Origin of the sequence: Thalassovita aquimarina (genome assembly GCF_018219815.1) — a bacterium.
Lineage (GTDB): Bacteria > Pseudomonadota > Alphaproteobacteria > Rhodobacterales > Rhodobacteraceae > Thalassobius > Thalassobius aquimarinus.
In genome coordinates this window covers 1-2,800 of sequence record NZ_JADMKU010000048.1, presented here as the reverse complement: position 1 = coordinate 2,800, position 2,800 = coordinate 1, and the positions used below count along the sequence as shown (strand labels likewise).

The following is a 2,800-nucleotide window of genomic DNA, read 5'->3' as shown; positions in this document are numbered from 1 at the left end:
CGACTATGGCAGCCTGGGCGACACCTCGACCCTGGCCGATCCGTCGGTGGTCGACGACCTGATCGAAAACCGCATGAGCTGAAGTTAACGAAATTATAACGGCGCACAGTGTTGTGAATTTTTGCATTGTGCGCCGAACATGCCAACGTCAGACTTCAATTCGCTGAAAAACGCCCGTGTGAAGAAAATGTTCCCACTGCACATCAAAAGCCTGATTTGGCGCACGAAAATTTTGTCCAAACTTACGCGTAGTCGGGCCAAGCTTTCATGGCCTGTAACGATATTTTTCGTAGATCTTCCTCGGTCGCGCCGTCGCGAGCCTGCATCGACATACCCTCCAGTACACAATTGAAGAATCTAGCCAGCGGAACGGGATCCAGATCCGAGGGAAGTTGCTCTGCCTCTACTCCATTCTGGAGCCTTTCGGCGAGGTGGGCCTCGGCTTCCAGGCGCCTTTCCCGCAACAATTTTTCAATCGATCCGGAAGACGGGGACACAGCAGTTGCTGCCGAATACATGAAACAGCCTGCTGGAGTTTCCGGTTCTGTGAACAGCCGTGCTGCACGGTCGAACAACCCCTCAACGGCCTCGCGGACCGTTAGGTCTGGATCGTTGATCGGCCCGTAGAGGGTCGCGCTGAATGTCGCGCCATAGCGGTCCACGACTGCAGCGAACAGGTCGGCCTTGTTACCGAAGGCGGCATAAAGGCTGGGCGCGCCGATACCCATTGCGGCGACAAGGTCCGACATGGATGTGGCCTCATAGCCGTGTCGCCAGAACAACCTTACGGCTTTGTCAAGCGCCGCATACTTGTCGAACCTGCGCGGTCGACCGGGGGGACGCTTGTTCGAAGTCTGCTCCACTTTGCATTACCTCATTGTTTAATGATCGATACAGAATTGCTTGCACCTTTCGTCTGCTCGAAATATATAATGTCCGTTATATAAATTAAAGGAACGATAATGAGTGCATATGTCGTTGTCGAACTGGCCGTTAAAGATGCTGCTACAAAGGATCGCTATTCCGCCGCTGCGGGTCCGGTCATCAAGGAATTTGGCGGTGAGTTAATCGTCGGTGGAGCCTAGACAGCTTTGACTGGCGACGCCCGTTTGCCCAACGGAGCAATCATTCGATTTCCGGACCGCGAAAAGGCAATGGCTTGGTGCAATTCGCCTGCCTACCAGGCGACGCTTTCGAAATGCGATTCCGGGATGACCTGCACGTTCCGCTTGATCTGGTAAAGCTGCAGGCGGCTCACGTGTCCATTCAATCCAACATCAAATCCAGCATGAGGAATACAATGACTCTCTCTCGTAGAACCCTATTTTCCGGCGCTGCCGGTGCCGCGGCTGCGCTTGCAGCGTCCTCGCTTCCACGGATAGCGACAGCGAAAGCGCCTTTGGCGACGTCGCATCAATCAGGTGTTGTCCGCCGCCGTGTAGGCTCGCTCGAGGTTACAGCGTTGCTCGATGGCTACTTGGAAATGACCCCCGAGCTGTTCGGTGCGCCGTTGGATGAAGCTGCAAGACTTGCCACGGAACAGTTCAAGGGGGGCGAGCCGAACCTGAGCCCGGTCAACGCCTTTCTGGTGAATCTTGGTGATCGCTTGGTGCTGATCGATACGGGCGCGGCGAATTCGTTCGGGCCTACACTCGGCAGACTTCCTGAAGCTCTTGCCGCGAACGGAGTCAGTCCCGCCCAGATCGACGCGATCCTTCTGACCCACATGCATCCCGACCACATTGCAGGGGTTATCGACGCCAACGGCAATGCCGTTTTTCCGAACGCCGAGATGATCGTACCGGAAGCAGATTTCGCCTATTGGCATGATGATGCCAGCATGAGCGCCGCACCGAACGCCTTCAAGCCGTTCTTCAAGGGCGCACGGCTGGCTGCAAAGGCATATGAAGGCAGAACGACAAAAATATCGGGCGAGGCGGACGTTTTTGGCGCTCTGAAGGCTGTCCCGTTGCCGGGCCATACGCCCGGACATACCGGTTACATTCTGAACTCGGGAGATGCGTCTCTCTTCATTTGGGGCGATACCGTGCATAATGCAACCTACCAACTCGCGCATCCCGAATGGGGACCAGCCTTCGATGTGGATCCCGAGATGGCTGCCAATTCCCGCAAGCGCGCCTTGGATATGTCTGCCGCAGATCGGTTGCTGATCGCTGGCATGCATATGCCATTCCCTGCCGTCGGGCACATTGCAACCGAGAACTTGGGCTATAAGTTCGTCCCGGCAGAATGGCCTTACGCGCTGTAGTCAAGCGAACGGCATTGTCAAGTTGATCGCGGTGTTACGCCCGGATAGCGGGTGATCATTAAAGCCACGCCGACAATCCCACGCCTAGGCAGACACGTTTGCCTCTGGGGTGGCTATACTGCGGAAATGACGGCTTGATTGTTCGAAATTAAGTTTGTCGCAATCCATGACCGACAACTTGGCAATGCCTTTTCAGAAGGCTGCAATAAACGGAGTACAACAATGCCCTCTAGGTACGCTTCTCTATTCGCACCGCATAAGGCTTTGTTACACAAATCCAGGGACAAGTAGACGTCAAAAGGAGTGCTATCGAACAGGGCTGCACCACTCCGTCCGTTTGCGAAATGCGAGAGCGCAGAATGAAACAAACAGAAAGACCGTTACCCACTGGATGGTGCCTGTATCAAATCGCCTAAATCGCCCTGCTGGCGCTGACGTTAGACAAGTGACGGAATTCTAGGGTCAGGACTCATAGCCAATAGATGACGGTTGCAGCGAGCGCGATTGCGGAGAGGAAGACCTTCGGGCACC

General features: G+C 55.1%; 2 protein-coding genes and 1 pseudogene. 2 read left to right on the top strand and 1 reads right to left on the bottom strand.

Annotation, left to right across the window (positions count from 1 at the left end; translation table 11 throughout):
• Positions 1–242: 242 nt before the first annotated feature.
• Positions 243–863 carry a TetR/AcrR family transcriptional regulator gene (locus tag IT775_RS21075; RefSeq protein WP_212703219.1) on the bottom strand — a complete coding sequence of 207 codons (621 nt, stop codon included), beginning with the start codon at positions 861–863 and terminating at the stop codon, positions 243–245.
• 99 nt (positions 864–962) lie between these two features.
• Between IT775_RS21075 and IT775_RS21375 the strand changes: the two are divergent.
• Positions 963–1,241 (top strand): annotated as a pseudogene (locus IT775_RS21375) (DUF1330 domain-containing protein).
• Positions 1,163–2,269: an MBL fold metallo-hydrolase gene (locus tag IT775_RS21060; protein ID WP_343231177.1), complete on the top strand. Its 1,107-nt coding sequence runs from the start codon at positions 1,163–1,165 to the stop codon at positions 2,267–2,269. Before IT775_RS21375 ends, IT775_RS21060 begins: the two are co-directional and overlap by 79 nt.
• Positions 2,270–2,800 lie beyond the last annotated feature (531 nt).